Source organism: Kroppenstedtia sanguinis, assembly GCF_050433445.1.
Classification (GTDB): Bacteria; Bacillota; Bacilli; order Thermoactinomycetales; family DSM-45169; genus Kroppenstedtia; species Kroppenstedtia sanguinis.
Map to the genome: position 1 here is coordinate 1 of NZ_JBNPXF010000023.1, position 18,711 is coordinate 18,711.

Annotated in this window: 18 protein-coding genes, 1 pseudogene and 2 riboswitches; of the genes and pseudogenes, 7 read left to right on the forward strand and 12 right to left on the reverse strand. The window is 49.0% G+C overall.

Annotation, left to right across the window (positions count from 1 at the left end; all coding sequences use genetic code 11):
* The first annotated feature begins 650 nt into the window (after positions 1 to 650).
* Entirely contained in the window at positions 651 to 1,967 is a 1,317-nt protein-coding gene (locus tag JOD24_RS12905) for a tetratricopeptide repeat protein (RefSeq protein ID WP_380165393.1), read from the forward strand.
* A 106-nt stretch (positions 1,968 to 2,073) separates the two neighbouring features.
* On the opposite strand, the gene sat is transcribed toward JOD24_RS12905, so the two are convergent.
* Together sat and JOD24_RS12915 are read right to left on the reverse strand one after the other, a co-directional pair.
* On the reverse strand, positions 2,074 to 3,240 hold the full coding sequence (sat, locus tag JOD24_RS12910) for a sulfate adenylyltransferase (RefSeq protein WP_380165395.1): 1,167 nt from the start codon (positions 3,238 to 3,240) through the stop codon (positions 2,074 to 2,076).
* A 23-nt stretch (positions 3,241 to 3,263) separates the two neighbouring features.
* Positions 3,264 to 4,013, reverse strand: coding sequence for a phosphoadenylyl-sulfate reductase (locus JOD24_RS12915; protein ID WP_380165397.1), 750 nt, complete (start codon positions 4,011 to 4,013; stop codon positions 3,264 to 3,266).
* Between the two features lie 227 nt (positions 4,014 to 4,240).
* On the opposite strand from JOD24_RS12915, the gene JOD24_RS12920 reads away from it, so the two are divergent.
* Positions 4,241 to 4,681, forward strand: coding sequence for a YtoQ family protein (locus JOD24_RS12920; RefSeq protein WP_380165399.1), 441 nt, complete (start codon positions 4,241 to 4,243; stop codon positions 4,679 to 4,681).
* 52 nt (positions 4,682 to 4,733) lie between these two features.
* Here the strand turns inward: JOD24_RS12920 and JOD24_RS12925 are convergent, their stop codons facing one another.
* The 8 genes from JOD24_RS12925 to JOD24_RS12960 all read right to left on the reverse strand — a co-directional run bounded on the left by JOD24_RS12925 (position 4,734) and on the right by JOD24_RS12960 (position 11,373).
* A complete protein-coding gene (locus JOD24_RS12925) occupies positions 4,734 to 5,045 on the reverse strand; it encodes a spore coat protein GerQ (RefSeq protein ID WP_380165401.1) in 312 nt (103 codons plus the stop codon).
* Positions 5,046 to 5,198: 153 nt separating this feature from the next.
* Positions 5,199 to 5,621 carry a cell wall hydrolase gene (locus tag JOD24_RS12930; RefSeq protein WP_380165403.1) on the reverse strand — a complete coding sequence of 141 codons (423 nt, stop codon included), beginning with the start codon at positions 5,619 to 5,621 and terminating at the stop codon, positions 5,199 to 5,201.
* Between the two features lie 150 nt (positions 5,622 to 5,771).
* Positions 5,772 to 7,061 carry a homoserine dehydrogenase gene (locus tag JOD24_RS12935; RefSeq protein ID WP_429247047.1) on the reverse strand — a complete coding sequence of 430 codons (1,290 nt, stop codon included), beginning with the start codon at positions 7,059 to 7,061 and terminating at the stop codon, positions 5,772 to 5,774.
* 90 nt (positions 7,062 to 7,151) lie between these two features.
* A riboswitch (SAM riboswitch) is annotated at positions 7,152 to 7,263 on the reverse strand.
* 111 nt (positions 7,264 to 7,374) lie between these two features.
* A complete protein-coding gene (locus tag JOD24_RS12940; protein WP_429247048.1) occupies positions 7,375 to 7,668 on the reverse strand; it encodes an alpha/beta-type small acid-soluble spore protein in 294 nt (97 codons plus the stop codon).
* A gap of 60 nt (positions 7,669 to 7,728) precedes the next feature.
* Positions 7,729 to 8,436 (reverse strand): spore cortex-lytic enzyme, encoded by a 708-nt coding sequence (gene sleB / locus JOD24_RS12945; RefSeq protein ID WP_429247049.1) that lies wholly within the window; start codon positions 8,434 to 8,436, stop codon positions 7,729 to 7,731.
* Positions 8,437 to 8,565: riboswitch (cyclic di-AMP (ydaO/yuaA leader) on the reverse strand. It abuts the gene before it with no gap.
* 128 nt (positions 8,566 to 8,693) lie between these two features.
* Positions 8,694 to 9,314 carry a superoxide dismutase gene (locus JOD24_RS12950; RefSeq protein ID WP_380165411.1) on the reverse strand — a complete coding sequence of 207 codons (621 nt, stop codon included), beginning with the start codon at positions 9,312 to 9,314 and terminating at the stop codon, positions 8,694 to 8,696.
* A gap of 600 nt (positions 9,315 to 9,914) precedes the next feature.
* Entirely contained in the window at positions 9,915 to 11,060 is a 1,146-nt protein-coding gene (locus JOD24_RS12955) for an HAD family hydrolase (RefSeq protein ID WP_380165413.1), read from the reverse strand.
* A gap of 190 nt (positions 11,061 to 11,250) precedes the next feature.
* Complete coding sequence (locus tag JOD24_RS12960) at positions 11,251 to 11,373, reverse strand: hypothetical protein (protein ID WP_380165415.1); 123 nt, start codon at positions 11,371 to 11,373, stop codon at positions 11,251 to 11,253.
* 547 nt (positions 11,374 to 11,920) lie between these two features.
* Between JOD24_RS12960 and JOD24_RS12965 the strand changes: the two genes are divergently transcribed.
* Positions 11,921 to 12,871: a hypothetical protein gene (locus JOD24_RS12965; protein ID WP_380165417.1), complete on the forward strand. Its 951-nt coding sequence runs from the start codon at positions 11,921 to 11,923 to the stop codon at positions 12,869 to 12,871.
* Positions 12,872 to 12,901: 30 nt separating this feature from the next.
* Here JOD24_RS12965 and JOD24_RS12970 read toward each other — a convergent pair whose 3' ends face one another.
* Positions 12,902 to 14,863: a tetratricopeptide repeat protein gene (locus JOD24_RS12970; RefSeq protein WP_429247050.1), complete on the reverse strand. Its 1,962-nt coding sequence runs from the start codon at positions 14,861 to 14,863 to the stop codon at positions 12,902 to 12,904.
* A gap of 229 nt (positions 14,864 to 15,092) precedes the next feature.
* Here JOD24_RS12970 and JOD24_RS12975 point away from each other — a divergent pair, with 229 nt between their 5' ends.
* Complete coding sequence (locus tag JOD24_RS12975; protein WP_429247051.1) at positions 15,093 to 15,851, forward strand: LPXTG cell wall anchor domain-containing protein; 759 nt, start codon at positions 15,093 to 15,095, stop codon at positions 15,849 to 15,851.
* Positions 15,852 to 15,918: 67 nt separating this feature from the next.
* On the opposite strand, the gene JOD24_RS12980 is transcribed toward JOD24_RS12975, so the two are convergent.
* Complete coding sequence (locus tag JOD24_RS12980; RefSeq protein WP_429247052.1) at positions 15,919 to 16,626, reverse strand: hypothetical protein; 708 nt, start codon at positions 16,624 to 16,626, stop codon at positions 15,919 to 15,921.
* 40 nt (positions 16,627 to 16,666) lie between these two features.
* On the opposite strand from JOD24_RS12980, the pseudogene JOD24_RS12985 reads away from it, so the two are divergent.
* The 3 genes and pseudogenes from JOD24_RS12985 to ytvI form a co-directional block, all read left to right on the forward strand.
* Positions 16,667 to 16,873: pseudogene (locus JOD24_RS12985) on the forward strand (ribonuclease H-like YkuK family protein); the annotation flags it as partial.
* Positions 16,874 to 17,071: 198 nt separating this feature from the next.
* Positions 17,072 to 17,422 (forward strand): DnaJ family domain-containing protein, encoded by a 351-nt coding sequence (locus JOD24_RS12990; RefSeq protein WP_047184511.1) that lies wholly within the window; start codon positions 17,072 to 17,074, stop codon positions 17,420 to 17,422.
* A 64-nt stretch (positions 17,423 to 17,486) separates the two neighbouring features.
* Positions 17,487 to 18,542 carry a sporulation integral membrane protein YtvI gene (ytvI, locus tag JOD24_RS12995; RefSeq protein WP_429247053.1) on the forward strand — a complete coding sequence of 352 codons (1,056 nt, stop codon included), beginning with the start codon at positions 17,487 to 17,489 and terminating at the stop codon, positions 18,540 to 18,542.
* The last annotated feature ends 169 nt before the right edge of the window (positions 18,543 to 18,711 follow it).

The window sequence follows — 18,711 nt, forward strand, 5'->3', positions numbered from 1 at the left end:
AGCGGCCAGTTTTCACTTCCTTGCCGGATGGCAACGGTCGCGTGGGTGAACACGATCTCCCCACCCAAAATATGGCTAATCAACACGCCTGATACGCAGTAACAGAGCTGTTGATTAATGGAAATGGGTGATGGAAACAAAACTGACCTTTCGCTCTTCCCATTGCCCCCATTCACCGTCCCACCATCCCGACCTTATTTACTGTCCGAAAAATCACCCCGGCTTTAAGCCGAGGTGATTTGTGTTTATAGTGTTGTTTCATTATAAAAATCCACCAAAACAGCACTCTTTCTCCAAGCCAATTTACAGACCGCTCACTTCACAGCAAAATCGGTTAGGGTCGTCGAGGCCATTCAGATCCATGGCGGATCAAGATGGAGTTTCAAGTGGCAGTACCAAAGTTCTTGCAAGCCAAATCTATTCCATGTGGCCTTCCCCCTATGCCGTTTACACCCCGAATGGATGGGATGGCACAAAACCGGATCACCCCTCTCCCCCTCGAATCGGAGGGGGCTTTTTTATCAGATCCTGTCCAAACAACCAGCTTTTTTCTATTGAAATGGGCACGATGCTGCTTTCCTCTGATAAAATAGGAGGAAGATTCTCATAACCAACAACTCATCCATCTGTGTAAACGGAGGTGGAATCAATTGAATTCCATACAGACCACTGAAATTGGAGAACTGATCCGCAAAAAACGACGAGAACAAGGATTGCGATTGGAAGATCTAGCCGATGAGAACATCTCTCCTGCCACCATCAGCAATATTGAACGGGGAGTTCCCTACGTCCATCAGGAGAAAATACATTATGTTCTCTCCAAACTCCAGTTAAACCCAGAAGACCTGCCGAAGTTGTTACTCGGAGAACAACAATCCATGGAGCGGTTAAAATTTCAGCTGGACTCCATAGAGACTCTTCTCGAATTCGGTCAGAAAAAGACCGCTCGACAAAAGTTAAAAGAGTTGGAAATCCCCGATTCCCATCCTTTTGCTTCCCGAGCCCGCTATCTGCTGGGAAGAAGTCATGCCCTGACCGGGAGCTTAAAGCGATCAGATCGGATGTTCTCCAATGTGATTCGACTGGAACGCCAACATGATGAGCCCTCCCCGTCCAATCTGGAAGCATGCAGTTATCATGAATTGAGTCAATCGGCAATCCGACAAAATCTCCCCGAAAAAGCACTGGAATATACCTATCTCGGGTTGAAAGCCTTCAACCCCGACGGAGAACGGCAACAAATCAAATACTTTCTGGAAGTGAATCGGGCCGGGATTCTTCTTCAGCTCAACCGTTTCGGAGAATCTTTACAACTGATCGATGAATTATGGAAAGAACGTTCCCAAATACAGCCGACTCGGGTTCTCATAGAACTATATCTTCTGCGGATGCAGTTGTTGCAAACGACCCGAATGTATCAGCAGGCGGTGGTTTGCGCACAGGAGGGATTGGAAATCGCCCGGGTCAACCAAGATCCTCTGGGCACCTTTAAATTATGGTCCGCATTGGGAGACGTCTATCAGGCGGGACAAAACTGGATGGAAGCGGAACTCTGTCTAGAATTGGCTCTTCAATTGGATCCGCCTATGGATCACCAGGAATATCTGCTTCACTTATACAATCGATTGGGCGCTCTGTATCTTCGGCGAAAAAAATGGAAATCAGCAGAAGAGATCATGGACCGGGCCATTCGCCTGGGAGAGTCAGGTCCGGAAACCCCATTGATGTTGGAAACACTCACCTTGGCCGGAGACCTTTATCGTCAAACCGGGGAAGTCGAAAAAGCGATTCAACGTTTCAAACGAGCCTTGGAATTATCTAAGAAACATCCCCATCGGAAAAAGGAGATGGAGATCCTGTTCAAGCTGGCTCAATGCCACGAAAAAAAAGACCCTCCGTCCTTCCTTCGTTATATGGAAAATATGTACCACGTGCAACAAGAGATCAACCCGGAGCCGGACAACTGACCGTCTCCCACAACCCTTCAACAGATTCTGCCACTATTCACCTCAAAATCCCCTAAAAAATCAAAAGACACCGGAAACTCCGGTGTCTTGGTACCTTAACCTCTCATCAGCGGCTGATTTTGGACTCCTGCAGACCCTGGATCAGAACCCGGATCACCTCTGGGCGGGAAAATTCTGGGGGTGGTGTCATCCCTTTTTTCAACATCTCCCTCACCCGAGTCCCCGACAGGGTCACATGATCCTGTGGAGGATGGGGACAGGTTTTCTTGGAAGCCATCCCCTGGCAACTTCGGCAGTAAAAGCTGTGTTCAAAAAAGAGCGGTGTGATTCCCAGCTCCTCTTCCTTGAACCGGGAAAAAATCTGTTGGGCATCATAAGTTCCGTAGTAGTCTCCCACTCCTGCATGGTCCCTGCCGACAATGAAATGAGTACACCCGTAGTTCTTGCGAACCAGAGCGTGAAAGACGGCTTCCCGTGGTCCCGCATAACGCATCGCCGCCGGATAAACTCCGAACAGGACCCGTTCCTGGGGATAATAGTGATTGAGGATCGTGCGGTAACTCTCCAGACGAATCTCCGCTGGAATGTCATCTTTCTTCGTCTCCCCTACCAGCGGGTTGAAGAAGAGACCATCCACAGTCTCCAGAGCGGACTTCTGGATGTATTCATGAGCTCGGTGCACCGGGTTGCGCGTTTGAAAACCCACCACTCGTTTCCAACCTCTCTCCGCAAAAATCCGCCGGGTCTGCGCGGGTTCCATCCATTCTCCAGAGAATAGACCATGGTCCGGAAGCCGGATCATCCAAATCGGCCCCCCCGCATAGATCGAAGAAGCCTCAAATAAGCGGGCCACTCCCGGATGATTTGAATCCGGAGTCCCGAAAACAGCCTCTGCCTCCCGTTGCTGGTCTACTCGGAAAAGACTGGTCACTTCCATCAGAGCATACACCCGTCCATCCGGTCCCCGCAGTGCCACCTGATCCCCTTCCCGCACTCGGCGGGCTTCATTTTCTTCCACCGGCAGGGTGACAGGCAGACTCCAGACCGTTCCGTCAGCCAGACGCATCTGATCCCGTACTGACAAATAATCCTCTTCCCCCAAAAATCCCTGTAACGGAGAGTAAACCCCGGTGGCGATACATTCCACATCAGACAGAAGTCGCTTATCAAGTGTCCATGACGGAAGTGATTCCGCCTTTTTCAACCACTCCTCGCCTTCCTGGCCTCGACAAAGACGGTCGATCAACACGCCCCCATGAGGGGATGCCACCATAGGATTCAGCCCCTTTTCTCATATTATTGCTTTTCCGACGGGTGGAGGCCGCATTCCGTCTTGTCCATGCCGGACCAGCGGCCCGCCCGCGCATCTTCACCGGGTCGCACCTGCCGAGTGCACGGAATACACCCGATGCTGGGGTAATGACGATCATGCATCGGGTTATAGGGAATATCGTGTTCCTTGATGTAGTCCCAGACTTCCTCGCTACTCCAATAAGCTAATGGGTTCAATTTCAGTAATCCAAATTGATGATCCCATTCCACCACTTCAGTGTGAGCCCTTGTAGGGGATTGCTCCCGCCGGATTCCAGAGCACCAGACCGAGTAATTCTTGAGAAAACGGCGCAAAGGCCTTACTTTTCGAATCCCACAACAGGTATTGGGGTCTCGTTTCCACAGTTCTTCTCCCCAAAGACGGGCCTGTTCTTCCAAACTGCTTTCTGGGCGAACCCGGATAAAGGATTTGCCCAATACTTTGGCCAACCGATCCCGCGTCTCATAAGTTTCCGGAAATAAAAGGTCAGTATCCAGATAAAAGATATCCGTCTCTGGTGCAACTCGGTGCAACATGTGAACCAACGCTACATCTTCATAACCAAAACTGCAAGCCAACGTCATCGATTTTCCGAATCGCTTTGCACCCCATTGCAAGACTTCCCACGGTTTTTTGCCTCGGAACTCTTCAGATGCCAGTCGAATCTCTTCAGATGTCAGTGATCCTTCCCCGGTACTCTGGGGGGAATAATTGTCATCAGTTTGGTTGGACATTTCTTTCCCTCCTCCCTTCCTTCCATATTCGAATCGGCGTCAATTGGTCACATATCCCACACAAAAAAAACACCCTCCCATCAGGAAAGTGATTTCAAAGAGCCCTCTTTCCTTACCTACGTGCGTAAACCTGCCTACACCCGATGAGAAAGACCCTCGTCTCCTTCATCTGATACAATAGCTTTGACAAATCTCACTCAAGTCCATGTGAAAGGAGACTGGTGGATATGGAGCTGGTGGTTTATCTGGCCGGACAAATCCATGACGACTGGCGGGAGGAACTGCGGCAAAAGGTAAGAGAACGAGGGCTCCCCATCCTATTCAAAGGACCCCAGGAAAATCATGACCGCTCAGATGATATCGGAGAGAAAATCAAAGGGAAACAACCGGATCCTGTCTTTCGTGACCAGGCAGCCTCCGAATTCAACAACCTCCGCACCCGTGTCTGGATGGAAAAAGCAGATGTAGTGATCGCCCTCTTCGGAGAAAAATATCGCCAATGGAACACAGCCATGGATGCCACCATCGCTATTCAATCGGGAAAGCCCTTAATCCTCGTCCGTCCTGAAGGATTGATCCATCCTCTAAAAGAGCTGGCGCAACGGGCACAGGTAGTCGTTGAAACACCGGAGCAGGCTTTGGAGGCCCTGGCCTACATTTTGGAATGAATCAGCTGACACCGGTTTCCAGGAACCGGTGTCTTTTCATGGGGGAACTGACTCATCTTTGGGGCCGGGCTAGATTGGCTGGCCCACTTTCGAAAATGTAATAGTCAATATTGATATTCATAAAGATCATATCTTTTCCTGTCTTTTGGTCCCTAAGCAAAAGGAAATCCCGTCCCACCTCCCGCAACACTCCTGTGACCACCATCGCATTCCACTGATTATTGTTTTCATAGGTCAGGTGCAGAGTGATCTCTTTCCCGATGTTTCGATTCAAAACATCTTCCGTGTACACTCGTTCTGTCCGCCGTTGAGGGGTCTCATTGGCGGCAGAAGTGTAAAAGGGCGGTTGTTGCCAATAATACATCGAATTCTCTCCCTTCCTTCTTTATAAATCCCCATCTGGGACTGGACATCGGGGTAAAGGTTTTCTTATTCCTTGGTGGAACCCTGTTTCCAGACGCAGGCGTGTCTCGTCATTGAGAAGGGGAAGACTGTGTGACAAAAGGTTCAACACATCCTAATAGACATCGGGGCACTCCTGGGGGGTGGGAATGTAGAAACAGTGGGACTTGTATTGTCCGCTGTTACTCTGGTTATACCAGGTCCCAGGACAGGTGCCTACCGGGCGGAAAAACCAAAGGGCATTGGTTGCCGGGTCCCTTCGTTCACCCTGAATGACCCGCTGGGCTAACCGAATGTCCCGCTCCCGAGCCTTTTGATAAAAATAAGACGATTGCACCGCTTCAAATCCTCCCGGTGACTGAAAGATCATCTGTTGCAGGGTCCGAATGTCTTCAAAGTCGAGACATCCGGCAACCACTCGGTTTACTCCGACGATGCCCACCAGGATCATCCCTGTTTCCCCTTCTCCCTCCGCTTCTGCCCGCATCAAACGTCCCAACAATGCGGTCTGTTTCCTATTCGTCCGGATTCTGGCCATCGCTGTCACCTCATTCTCCTCCACATCTATTCGTATTTTCATAAAAAAAGAACCGGCAACGCCGGTTTCGTGATCCTAAAATCAAATGAGGAGTCCGTTCATTTGAGAGTCCCTGTCTCTGTAATCCCCCCACTCCAAAGGATGGAGGGTTCAGACGACACCCTCCATTTCCGGTTGCTGCTCCTGACAAAGACCTCCGCCTTGGACGGGGCGGGAGACAATCTGGGAAAGCTCCAGCCCCAGCTCCGTCACCACAACCGAGGTATGGGAAGGGTCCCAACGGCGCAGGATGAAAGCCACCCCGCCACGGGCAGAGACAACGTCCACCACCTCCAGCCCTATCCTCTCCAGTTTTTGGCGTAACTTCTCCGGTTCTGGCACCTCCCCTTCACGTAGCTTCATAAAGAGAAATCGGCTTCCCCCTGCTTCCCCTGCAGGCAGAAGCATAGAATCCGACAAAGGCAACTTGGGAGACGGAAGGCGAAACAGATTGCTCAAATCCTCCACCACTGCGCTAGCAGTTGGCCTCTCTCCGGCTCCCCGTCCCACCAAGGTCACATCCCCAACAACATCTCCCTCCAGATGGATCGCGTTATACACACCTTCTACCCCGGCCAAAGGATGGGATATGGGCAACAAAGAGGGGCTCACGCCGAGACTGACCGGTCCTTTCTCCCCGTATTGTTCACCTGTCGCCAACAGCTTTACGACATAACCCAGCCTTTGGGCAAGTTCCAACTCCTCTGGTGTAATGTCCCGAATTCCCTCTCGGAGGATCTGCTGCACCGAAACCTGTGTCTCAAAAGCGAGTCGACAAAGAATCGCCAATTTGTAGACAGCGTCAAATCCATCCACATCCGCTGCGGGATCCGCCTCGGCATATCCCTTCTGTTGCGCTTCTGCCAGCACTTCCTCAAAAGAGGCTCCTTCCCGGGCCATCCGAGTCAAAATATAATTGGTAGTCCCATTGAGAATTCCCGTAATCCGTTGCACACGGTTGGCCTTCAAGAAATATCCCATCGTCCCCAATACAGGGATGCCGCCTCCCACACTGGCTTCATACAAAATTTGAACCTGATGGTGCCGAGCCAAGCGCTCCAGTTGCACCCCATGTTTGGCCATCAATTCTTTGTTGGCGGTCACCACGTGGCACCCCGCCTCCAACGCTCGTTCCACATACATCCGTGCTGGCTCCGTTCCACCGATGGCCTCTACGATCACCTCCACCCCGGATTCCAAGACCCGGTCAAAATCCGTGGTGATCAACGGTTGCACTCCCTCGATTGAACGTTCCTTCTCCTTTTCTTTCACCAGAATGGATCGGACCTCAAATAACGTTTCCGTTCTTTTCAGAATCACATCCTCTTGGCTTCGCAACGTTTTGTAAACACCGCCGCCGACTGTGCCAAACCCCAACAGCCCTACACCGATTCGCTTCATCTCCGATTCCTCCTTTGAAAATGGAAAAACCCCCTCAGGATGGAGAGGGGGTGGACCGCAGCGGATCAATATCGCCGAAATTCATCCCACTCCCTATCTCTCAACGCTTAGGCGTTGCAGGATTTGGCACCTTGCCTGCAAAATTGCGCAAGCGGGTTGCCGGGTTTCATCGGGCCAGTCCCTCCACCACTCTGGATAACGAGTAGAATCCGTTTTCGATTGTAATTAGAGTCTATTATGTAACAGGAGTGATCCGGGTGTCAAACCTTTTTCCATGAGCCTAAAACGGCCCCCTTCAGGGGACCGTCTACATTCACTTTCGACGGGTCAGTTCTTCTTGGGCCATTTGAACCAGTTCTTTCACCATTTGCCCACCCACTGGTCCACCCATCTTACCCGCCTCAGAGGTTTTCATATCCCCGTTGGATCCTCCGGGGCGATATGAAACCCCTGCTTGCCGGGCCATTTCCATTTTTGCATCCACAGGACCCTGGACCTGCTTTCCGGTCTGCTGCTTCAACACCCATGCTTTCAAACGATCCATCTCTTCTCGCGCTTCCGGTACCAACAATTGACGGTTCCGTCGTCTCCGTGAAATGAAGCTCACCTCCTTTCTCCCTTAGCTTCCCCAAAGAAAAAAGCTGTCCCTCAGGACAGCTGCCATCATTTATTTAGTAAAGATGTGTTTTCCGATTTTGTGGATCTGTGGACGGCTCCAAATCCATTTGGAGGTAGCTGTATCCGGGTTGAAATAATACAGGGCATGACTCGAAGGGTCCCAACCTTTGGCGGCATCTTCCACCGCTTTTTTCGCATCGCTATCCGGGTTCATCCAGATTTGGCCATCGTCCACTGCTGTGAACGCTCCCTTCTGCATAATGACACCCTTAGCGGTGTTCGGGAATTTATCGGACTGCATCCGGTTGATGATGACTGAAGCTACTGCTACCTGTCCTTTGTAGGGTTCCCCACGAGCTTCACTGTAAACAGCCCGCGCCATCCACTGTCGGTCTTCCTGGCTCAGGGAGACTTTGTCCTTAGTAGCTGCTTTGTCAGCAACTTGGTTCCCATGTGACGGCGTCATTTTTTTCAACTGTCCCCAGGTTTGTTGACCAGAAATTCCATCAATCCGCAAGTTGTGATCTTTCTGGAATTGAACCACCTGACGTTCGGTTTGCAGTCCGTAGATCCCATCACGATCAATTTTATACCCTAACTGATTCAAACGAGCCTGCAGATCCCAAACGTCTCCATTCTCGCTTCCATAGTATACCGTGGTCGGCGCCGCTGCCTCCGCCTTCTTCCCTCCGGTGAGGACAACGCCTGTAAGGCTGACCGTGGCCACAGTGAGAAAGATCATCAGTTTCTTTTTCACAGTATTCCTCCTTATAGCCTCCGAGGTTAGTTGACGGGTTCAGGATGAGGTCCCGACCGCACAGCGGTTCCACCCCAAAGTAAAGATAAATCCCCCGTACCTGAAGTCAGGATTCGGCTTGATTTACACACATTAGGAATTATAGTGGCTGACTGGTAATCCCTCAACACATAAAGATTGCTATATAAGATAAAAATTGGATATATGGAACAAAAAAAGCGCAACGAATTGATCGTTGCGCCGGAAAAACGGTCAGTTTACTTTTTGGCCTGCTGATAGCGTTGGCCTACCTCGTCCCAATTGACAACGTTCCAAAACGCCTTGATATAATCCGGGCGTTTGTTTTGGTACTTGAGGTAGTAAGCATGCTCCCAAACATCCAGACCCAGGACCGGCTGGATACCTTCCATGAGCGGGCTGTCCTGGTTAGGAGTACTGGTGATAGCTAAAGAGCCATCCTTGTCTACAACCAACCAAGCCCAGCCGCTTCCAAAACGTGCGGTGGCTGCGTTGGCAAACTCCTCCTTGAACTTCTCAAAGCTACCAAAGGCCTCGTCGATGGCTTTTGCCAGTTCACCTGTCGGCTGACCCCCGCCATTAGGGCTCAAAATCTTCCAGAAGAGAGAGTGGTTGGCATGTCCACCCCCGTTGTTGCGAACCGCGGTACGAATGTTTTCCGGTACCTGGTCGATGTTTTTGATCAGGTCTTCCACCGATTGTTCCTGCAGGTTAGCAGCTTGACCTTCCAGTGCCCCATTCAATTTGTCCACATAGGTCTTATGGTGACGTCCATGGTGGATCTCCATAGTTTCTTTGTCAAAGTGAGGCTCCAATGCATCCGAAGCGTACGGCAATGCCGGCAGTTCGTGTTTGGCCATCAATAAACCCTCCCGCTATGTAATTTGTTCGGCAAAGGGACATCATTTGAAACGATGCCTCTCTTAAATCATTTACCCACTTTTATTATGCAGAAAACCCTGGAAAATATCAACCAAATCCGTTCACTCAGTTTGCATCTCTCCCTCCTCTGGTGTATCAGATCCACTGGATCTGAGGCCAGATCGGTCCGAAACGGGTTTCACATGACCTTCCATTAATCTTGCGAGCCCACATCACTCCCTGCCCATCGGAGGATTGGATAGCATAACACGAAGGAACGAAAGCGCGTGTCCAAGAGGTGCAACGAGCAATGAATCCAATCCACACGCCTGAGATAATGAACAGGCGTGTGGATTCGCCACATTTTAGGTAGGAAATCAGGTCGGGATGGTGAGACGGTGAAGAGCCTTTGCACCCATAGGGCACAAGTCTCGCCAGGGTCGCTTTTCGCTCCCGGGTCTCGCTATGCGCTCTTTGCAAGAGATCGGAGCCCTCCCACCATCCCCGTCCCCTCAAGCCATATTTTACGATGGAGAACGAAAGGGTCGTTTCGTTCCCAATCATCCACTTTAGGGTTCATCAACAACCCTGTCATTTTCCTATTTTCCGAGACCCCGAATCAGTGAAAGTACTTCGGTGACATCCTGTAGGATGTAATCCGCCCCCAGCTCTTCAAACTTGGCCCGCGCCTTCTCTCCGGAAGGTCCAGTCAGAGTGGCGGCAAAATGGCAACCCATCTGGCGAGCGGCCAATAGATCCGCCACGGAATCTCCAACGATCAAAACCCGCTCTCCCCCACTGATAGGAAGATCGATGGCCAAGATGTCGGCATCGGAAAAATTCTTCCCTCTATACGCTTTCAGATAGGTGAAAGGATGGGGTTTCCCCAAGGGTCCCAGATCGGGTCCGCTCTTCTCCGCCCGTCGCACATCACTGGCCGTCACAATCCGATCGGGATCAAAAGCAGGCAACCATTCCATCGCTTCCAGGGGCATCTGAGTTTCCAAGGACGGCCGCCCGGTTCCAATCCCGAGGGTGACGGATAGTTTCAATTGATCCAGCATATCACGGATCGCTGACGGTTCCACAATCGGTATCTCCTGTTTCAGAAAGCCCGTCTTTTCAGGATAGAGAGGTGCTTTTTGTTCCTGCTTTTCATACAGGTCCCCTCCCAAGTACCATTCTTGATAAACCTCTAAACCCAAATTCCACAGCGAGCCCCCATGAGAGAAACAAGTAGCCTGAATCCCTGACCACGACTGAGCTAACCCGTTGATTTGCCCCAGCAGATCTCCCTGGTCCGGAGACATCTCCTCCAAATACTCTGTCACTTTTCCATAACGGGGTAGAAACTTGATTCTTTCCCTACGACAACTTTCTCCGATCCATACCAAGGTTTCCCTGTCCAGGTCCTCTGTCAGCAAGCGACTCACAAAATCAGGCTGTTTTGCAAACAGCTGTTTTAACAATTCCTGAAGCTGAAACCCAAATAAGAAGGCCACCATATCCCAGTTGGAATTAACCCCCTGAGCTTTCAGCCCTTCCAATATCTTCTCCCCGTCAAAGACGTCCCGCCGCACTTCTCCGATGGTTTCCTCATCGGGGGCAGGGGTAAAACTTCCCTCAGGCAATCCCAGCATCTGGTCACTGTACAATAGTTCCCATACCGCCAAACAAGTGGTATCAAAACAACGCTTCTCACTCAACAGCACCCCGTCCACATCAAAGAGGATCATTTCATACATATCAGATCATCCGCCTCCTCATTCCTATTCCCGATCTTGGTACTCACTTTACCAGAGAAAAGTGTGAATCCCAACCTGCAAAACGCCATGAAATCATAGGAATGAACCAAAGTATGAAAAAAGCTCCGGCAAATGCCGGAGCCTGAAAACCCCGGTTCCTGAACAGCACGACCGGGGTGGATTGGAAACCTTATTCTTCTCCCAAAGATTGGGCCACCATCTGATCCTCTTTTTTGATCATCAGATGAAGGGTGGCAGTGGAGAGCAGGCAGGTGGAAATCAGTGACAGTGCAATCGTTAACGCGAGTGTCATATCCGTTCTCCTCTCTAGCTCCCCCATTGGAGGACAGGGGAGTCAATGATATCTCAGTGTGATCATAACCCGAATTCTTCAAGATCTCATCAAGGAATTTAGACAAATCGGGCACAAAAGTGAGACGAATTTTCGACTTTTTTCTCAGACGGGGATCACCTACAGATCTTGTCGGTCAGGGCTGTTGATTAACCAGAAAATGGGCGGCGGAAGGGAGTCGTGTGCTGCCAAAGCGACCTTTGCCATCCTACCCAGCGGAGAATCTGGAGGGAGGGCGTTTAGGGGCAACATCTTCCCTGTGTTGCTTCCGTAAGGCTTTGCCCCTGCCCGATCGGAAGATTTGGAGCGGCCAGTTTTCACTTCCTTGCCGGATGGCAACGGTCGCGTGGGTGAACACGATCTCCCCACCCAAAATATGGCTAATCAACACGCCTGCTTGTCGGTATAAAAAACCTTTTGTCCTGTTTTGTCCGGTTGGCAGGGGATTCCCCCAGGAATACATAAATAGATAATTAACCTCAATTCTGACAGAGAAAGGAGCAGAAATATGCCGTTTCCACAACCGGATAAAATTCCGACTCCCCATGGGCATCCCTGGTTTACCTTGGAAGAGGCCGCCGAACATCTGCCTATTTCCGCGTACAAAATTCAGGATTTGGTGTTGGCGGAGAAGATCGAGAGCTTGGAATTGGACGGTATCTTCTGGATCCATGCTGAGGAGCTAGAAAGAATCCGACAGCAGCCGGAGATCCTATCGGATTCCTTTCATCTCCTGGAGGAAGAGAAGGATCGACACCCGGAAACCGTTGTGGAGATGATCCGGGACTTGCAAGTGGAGACAGAGAACGCCCCCCCGTCCGAACATGAAGAATCCCCTTCTTTTAAAATGGATACCAGTGACATCCGAGAGGTGATCCCGGTAAAAAAGGAAACCCATGATCATCCTGACAAGAACCCTTGGCGATCTGCCTTCCAAAAAGTGACCGAACAACTGCGGAAACTAAAACCCCTCTCCCAACAAAAGTGGAAAGAATGGATGCAGCGATTTTTTCAGATGATTGAGGAAAAACGAAGAAAAGAAGTACAGGAAGAAGAAAAAAACCGTCAGGTAAGTGTAAAATTGGGGTTTATGACCGGTAGGAATGAACTGTTCTGCGACTTCTGCGAGATCAACGACCACTTTTACCCTGGAGCTATTTTTGCTGATGTCTATGTGGATGGTGCCTTGAAATGGATGATGTGCCCTAATTGCCTCCATTACTGCCGCCAACAAGCCAATGGATCCATGGAGAAAAACATCCGGGCCCGCTTTAACCAGTTGGCTTTTCGACTGGAACAGGAGGCCCGGCGTGCCCGCAATCTGGCAACATCGGAGGATTTTCAGGTTCCCCAGATGCACGAATGGGAAGCATGGGAGACAGCCTCCTTGGCGATGCAGGAGGTAGCCTCCTCCCAACCCCCACATCCCGACGATTCGCCATCGGGTCATGACAGTTAAAAAAAGCCGCTTCGGCGGCTTTTTCAGTGATCACTTGATCTGATCCAATGCTTCTTTGTATCGGATATCACCTGGATCTAACTCCTGAGCTTTTTGATAGCTTTCGGCGGCTTCTTTTCGTTTATTCAGTGCCTGAAGGACCACACCGTGTTGAAAATGGTAAATCGCTTTTTTCGGGCTGATTCGGACAGATTCTCTGGCACTTTTCAGCGAGGACTGCAAATCCCCTGTGTAATACCAGGCTATGGAGAGATAATAGTGGCTAGCGGCATGCTCCGGTTTCAATTTGATCACTTGATTAAATGCATGCATCGCTTCTTCGACGGTGTTTGCCATAAGGCTCGCCTGTTTCTTTTTCGTCAGCCCCGTCTGTTTCGCAATCCGTTCTCGATCCGCCAGATGAGCTTGACCCAGCTTATACCAAACCATCACATTGTCAGGTTTCAGTTTGGCAGCCTCTTGCCCGTGTTTGACAGCTTCCTCCGTTTTCTTCAACTTCAACAGATAAGAAGCGAGTAGATATTGGTATGAGCCTTCTTTCGGATTCAAACGGACAGCGGTCCGCAGGGAATCGACGGCTGCATCATCCTCCCCTTTTGCACTGTGAATTTGCCCCTGATGATAATGGAAGAGAGGATTCTTTTGATCGGAGGAGAGCGCCTTTTCTACAGCGGACTGTGCCTGCTTCAGATCCCCGGAATCGAGGGCATACACCGCCAAAGCATCATACACCTCGGGATCCGGAACGTTTTTGACCCCTTCAACCAAGACTTCCGTCGCCTTTTTGTAATTCTTCTTCTCTGCGTGGAGATTAGCCAGATGAAGCAGGTATTCTTTCTGTTCCGGATCCGCTTCTACTGCCTGTTGGGCTTGGGTGATCGCTTCGTCCATCTGTTTCTCCTGCAAGAGTCGCATCGACTCTCCATAGTAGCGCGCCGCATCCTCCGCATCGTCGCCCCATACCCCGCTGAATAAAAAGTACACCCCCGCCACCAGCCCGAGTACCACAGCGCCGATCCCTGTGATCAACAAGCCTTTTCCCTTGGAATGAGCCTGTCGCGGCGCGGGGTCTGTATCGGTTTTCTGCCGCCGCTGCGGCTGAATCCCTTGCGTAGCCTCTTGCCCCTCACTCTCTTCCGACTGCACCTGCTCCTCTTCACGGGAACGGGGCTCTGTGCTCTGGAGTAGCGCTCGGGAATAGAGGTCACTAGAAATTGCCGGGGCGGATGCGTCTTTAACAGCGGGAGTTCCATGTGGCATCGAGGCTGGAATCTGTTCCAGTTCCTTATAAATCTCCGCCCAACCAGGTCTCCAGGCGGGATCTGCCCGCAGACTGCTCAAAATCAATCGCTCCCACTCCACCGGCACCTCCTCCCGGTACCGGCGGAGAGGCTCCATCTCCTCCGATTTGGGCACTACACCGGTGAATAAGGTGTAGGCCAGAGCTCCCCACAGATACACCTCCCGGGTTTCCTCCGATTCGCCCGTCCCATCCAGCCACAATGAGTATTCAGGTTCCGGAATCCACCCTGACGGGCCTCCATATAAAAAGCGGACACCCTCGGGAGTGAGCAACATATTTTGCGGATGAACCACCGTAAACTCACCATTTTGCCGCAACCGATGTAACTGATCGGCGATCTCCTTCAACATCTGGGAGACTTCTCCCAAGGGCAGCAGCTCAGATCCTAACATCTGGTACGCCAACAACGTTCCATCTAAGGAATCGAACACTTGATAGAAGATCCCTTTTTCCACAAAGGCATCCTGCAACGGCAAAAAGACATGGGAGTCCCGTTGCAACAATTTAGGAAAAGAAGTGTCCTTCTCCAGTCCCTTTGGCTCCATGGCATGGATAAAGGCCGTCCCCGGCAAATCTCCACTCTTGTAGGAGGAAATCTCCACATAATAGAGAACACCTTGTACAAAGGGAAAAGTTTGTAACACCTGATAGGTATCCCGGATCCACTCACCCTGACGCTTTTTGTCCATCCATTATCCGGCTCCTTCACTCCTATTGCTCCCCATGAATATGTAAGACCGATCATCACTGATTCTAGTACACTATTTTACCATGAACCGGGAAGAATCGTGACTTAAAATCCCTCCCTTATCCAACCTATGTGAATTTTACTGCAAATTTAGACCTTAAGTATGATTTCTCCCTTTTGTAATAAATGACATAATCAGAAGTGAACATTTACCAGAGGAGGAAGATGATTTGGTAGTTCATAAGAAAAGACTGGCTGCGATCACCTCATTCACTGTCGTGGGGTTGATGGCTACCAGCCCAGTCTATGCTAATCCTGCTGAAGGCCTTTCCGAGGAAGCAAAAGAACAGACGTCCCCAGCTTCACCAGAAATCCAACCGGAGTTGGGAAACAACGAAATTTCGCTGGAAAGCCCGATCGCGTTCCCAGTCACGAACCTGGATCAACCCATTTGGGGGCCGGGACCTCAGGATAACCCCGGTGAAAACATCGGTGATGAGCCAGATCCTACAGATCCGGGTGACGACCCCGGTGAGGAACCGGACCCCACAGATCCCGGTGACAATCCTGGCCCTGAGCCAGATCCCGAAGATCCGGGTGATACCCCTGATCCGGGGACCGATCCCGAAGAACCGGGTAATAACAACCCTGGCGAAGACAACCCCGGTGAAAATAACCCTGGTGATGGCAACCCTGGTGAAGACAACCCTGGTGATGACGGTAACGATGGTGGGATCACCCAACCGGAACCTACCGATCCTGGAACCCCGCCTCACAATCCGGAATCAGTAAACACCCTGCCCCATGCCAAGGACCAACAGCAACTGGCTTCCAAAGACGGGGCTGAACCGAGCAAGACGGAAGAAGAAGGCGGCAAGTTGCCCAAGACTTCTGTCTCCCACCCGACCCAGATGGCCGGCGGCCTGATGATGTCCCTCCTGGGCGCAGCCATGCTCTTCATCCGCCGCTTTCGTTCCAACGGAGCTTGATCTCCACGGCTAAACTAAACCACCTCCCTGTTGTCGGGAGGTGGTTTTCTCCATCCAGGATACCTCTCTATGACGTTTGCTGATCCGGTGGTGGAGGCAATTTTTTCAGTGCAGGGTCCTGATACTCATACCAGGTGAGTCGAATCCGAATCCGGCCGGGGGATTCCCCCTTCGTGTCGACATATTCCCAGCCCTGAACGGAGACGACACGTTTCATCTGGTGCAAGTTGCTGAACAAAGTGAGCAGTTGTTCCTCAGTCCCCCGAATGTAAAGATCCGCCCAGCGGGGATGAAGTTGGGAACCCTCAGGCAACTTGGGAAGCGGGACAGGTTCCTTCGGTTTCCCTTCCTCCCCACTCCTCTGATCCTGCTTGTTTTTTCCCTCCGCCTCCTCGGCAAGTTCCGATGCCTTCTCCGCAGTCGTAAATTTCTCCCACTGTGTACCGGAGCTAGCAACTGCCTGTTGCAGGGCAGTCAGAAGATGGGCCGGCTCCGCCGAAACCGGAACTTTTTCCTGTAGAGAGGCCAATTCTTCCGAGGTAGGCGCTGTCGGTGCTTGGAACCCAGGTTGGAGGATTTCCCGGTGCTGATGTCGGTGGGTCTGCGCTTGTGCTTCTTCCAACCGGATCTCCTGGATCCGATGTTGAATCGGATAAAGAGCTGCCAGAGAAGCGGATAAGATCAAAAAGGTAGCCCCCGCCCAGATCAGAAAGAGGGTTTTACCGTTTTTCCAATGGCCGGCAGGACGAATCGGCTTCATTTTTTTATTCCACATCATCCTCCACCTCCGGTTGCGAAAGACGTGCCGGATTTTCCGATTAATTGATATTATTTTGCCGAATATTTATAAAGGTGCTTCCTTTACTATCGAAGGACATCTCGATATTGGCTCAGGCAACCGAAACAAAACAAGAATCTTTGTAAACGAAATGGTATCTAGAATGGAATCCATTGGTGTAGAACCAAAAATAAAACCAGAATCCTTTGTAGCAAGCTCCTACGCAAACCGTTATACGAAATAAATAATAGGGGCTGTCGTTAAATAAACTCACTTAAGACAGCCTCTATCATCTATTCGTCAAACAGCCTAAAAACACTGGAAATACCTAATTATATTGATTAAATCTAAGTCTCTAGGATATACTTTTAACAACTTGTATTTTTAGAAAACTGATGAATACTAGAAATATCTATCTAACAATGAAAGAAGGCAAGGAAACTTGTATCATATAGTAGAAGAAAGAATCAAAGAATCGATCGAAAATGGTGAATTGGATAACCTTCCAGGAAAAGGTGAACCTCTTAATCTAAGAGAAGAGTATCAAGGATTATCTCCAGAAATTAGAAGGACCTTTAAAATACTCAAAACTGCAGGATATATCCCTGAGGAGAAAGAAAAAGAAAATTTAACCTTTAAAGACTTACATCAATTTGCTACCGGGATGGAAAGCGAGCAAATACAATTTGAACGTAAAAGGCAATTTGAATCCTTTGTAAAAGAAAGAAAACTCAAGAAAAATCCTTCATTTCGTCATTACGCGAAAAAAATATATAACAAATTACTTTCTTAAGTATTGGGAACAATTGGATACCTCATATATAATAAAAGTATTCGTAATTGAAAGGAGTTTTTATTTGGCTAAGTTTTTTACAACCAAACGGATTATTATTGCAGTTTCACTTATATTAATTGCAATTATTCTATATTTCTATTCTTCCGCTTTCATGCCTTTAATATTAGCCACGGTTACAGCTTTCGTCTTAGAACCTTTAGTTCGGTTCCTGCAGAAACATTTAAAGCTGAAAACTAGGGCACCTGCAGTATTAATTTCATTTCTTTTGTTTGTTTTAAGTATCGCCTTTATATTTTATGTTGCTATCACTAGAGTCGTAAATGAAACAATACGATTTGCTGAAAGATTACCTTATTACATTATTGATATCAATGTCTTTATTGAAAAACTACTAGAGGATATTAATAAAACTGCGGCGGGACTTCCACCTATTTTTATAAATGAAATGGAAGGACAGATTTCTAACCTTCTAGAATGGTTGACCAATATGGCGCAGGGAATGATACCGATACTAGCGGGTTGGATACAGGGAATTCCTAATTTAGTAGTTGTTATTATTATCTATTTAATAGCTTTATTTTTAATAAGTATGGACCTTCCGAAATATAGGAAAATATTTTACTCCAAGTTCCGTGAAGAAAATGCTGAAAAAATCCAATATATTTTACAACGTTCCACTCGATTTTTTACTGGTTTTATGAAAGCACAGTTTTTCGTTAGTATTATTATTTTTATTGTAACGTATATCGGTCTGATCTTTATCTCTCCACATAATGCACTTGTCATGTCTTTAGTAATTTGGATAATCGATTTAATCCCAATCATCGGTTCCATTGTTATCCTTGCACCTTGGGCGTTATTTGATTTAATAGCAGGAGATACGAGTACGGGAATTCAATTGCTTGTTTTAGCTGCAATATTATTAATCATACGTAGAACAGTTGAACCTAAAGTCATGGGAGACCAAATTGGTTTACCTCCTCTTCCAACTTTAATTGGTTTATGGTTAGGTTTATACTTCTTCGGTGTCATTGGATTAATTATCGGTCCATTATCCATCATCGCCATACTGTCAGCAAAAGAAGCTGGACTTATTAAATTGGATTTTAAAATATAACATCCAAAAATGAAACCATGATGAATGGTTTCATTTTTTTGTCTAAGAAGGGGTATCTACTAAAATTTATTTAAATATAGAAAAGAATGGCACTATTTGTTATGATATAAAAAACCATCTATTTACGAACCTTTTCATACCTAAATTGTGAAATATTTCACTATACCAC

Bases quoted from the DNA above. Each gene is read 5' to 3' on its own strand.
- JOD24_RS12980 (WP_429247052.1), bottom strand. From the start codon at position 16,626: ATGTGGAATAAAAAAATGAAGCCGATTCGTCCTGCCGGCCATTGGAAA.
- JOD24_RS12920 (WP_380165399.1), top strand. From the start codon at position 4,241: ATGGAGCTGGTGGTTTATCTGGCCGGACAAATCCATGACGACTGGCGG.
- JOD24_RS12965 (WP_380165417.1), top strand. From the start codon at position 11,921: ATGCCGTTTCCACAACCGGATAAAATTCCGACTCCCCATGGGCATCCC.
- JOD24_RS12935 (WP_429247047.1), bottom strand. From the start codon at position 7,061: ATGAAGCGAATCGGTGTAGGGCTGTTGGGGTTTGGCACAGTCGGCGGC.
- JOD24_RS12915 (WP_380165397.1), bottom strand. From the start codon at position 4,013: ATGTCCAACCAAACTGATGACAATTATTCCCCCCAGAGTACCGGGGAA.
- JOD24_RS12970 (WP_429247050.1), bottom strand. From the start codon at position 14,863: ATGGACAAAAAGCGTCAGGGTGAGTGGATCCGGGATACCTATCAGGTG.
- JOD24_RS12955 (WP_380165413.1), bottom strand. From the start codon at position 11,060: ATGTATGAAATGATCCTCTTTGATGTGGACGGGGTGCTGTTGAGTGAG.
- JOD24_RS12950 (WP_380165411.1), bottom strand. From the start codon at position 9,314: ATGGCCAAACACGAACTGCCGGCATTGCCGTACGCTTCGGATGCATTG.
- sat (WP_380165395.1), bottom strand. From the start codon at position 3,240: ATGGTGGCATCCCCTCATGGGGGCGTGTTGATCGACCGTCTTTGTCGA.
- JOD24_RS12925 (WP_380165401.1), bottom strand. From the start codon at position 5,045: ATGTATTATTGGCAACAACCGCCCTTTTACACTTCTGCCGCCAATGAG.
- JOD24_RS12960 (WP_380165415.1), bottom strand. From the start codon at position 11,373: ATGACACTCGCGTTAACGATTGCACTGTCACTGATTTCCACCTGCCTG.
- JOD24_RS12930 (WP_380165403.1), bottom strand. From the start codon at position 5,621: ATGGCCAGAATCCGGACGAATAGGAAACAGACCGCATTGTTGGGACGT.